The following is a 505-nucleotide window of genomic DNA, read 5'->3' as shown; positions in this document are numbered from 1 at the left end:
TACGGGGGCTGTAAAAAATCCGTATAAGTTAAAAATTATTATCTTAGATCTAAGCTCCCAATCCAATGGATGATTCATAAGAAATTACGAATCTTAGAAAAACTTTGAAAAAAATAAATTGGTACAAAACCGAGTGGCAAAATATACAAAACCTGCTGGCTAGCTACAATTGATTAGTTTCTTTAAAAAAGCTTGTTATTTCATAGGTATCTTGGATATGGAGAGGTAATATCTAAAACTTGAAAAGCCGCTCTCTCAATAGTTTTTACAAATAAGTCAAAGTTAAAAAGAGCATCTCATAAAGTATTTGCCATCATTATGAAGATGGACGCGTTACAATATAAACAGCAATCAACAATAATATAACCCCAGTGAATAAAGAAAACCATAAAGGAGGATGTATCATCAAGAAAAAGGATAAAAAACCACCTGTCATACTCATCATTGCAAAAACTTTAACGAATGGAGAGATTGCTTTTTTTTCTTCCCATCGCTTAATAGGGGG

General features: G+C 32.1%; 1 protein-coding gene. It reads right to left on the bottom strand.

Features of this window, described 5'->3' with window-relative positions; all coding sequences use genetic code 11:
* Positions 1–316: 316 nt before the first annotated feature.
* On the bottom strand, positions 317–505 hold a 189-nt coding region (locus ACFIO3_RS15735; RefSeq protein ID WP_375704845.1), incomplete at its 5' end, for a DUF454 family protein.

Source organism: Bartonella sp. AD328YNZD, from assembly GCF_042196425.1.
The sequence above is the reverse complement of the archived record's forward strand: the minus strand, read 5'-3'. Positions and strand labels throughout refer to the sequence as shown.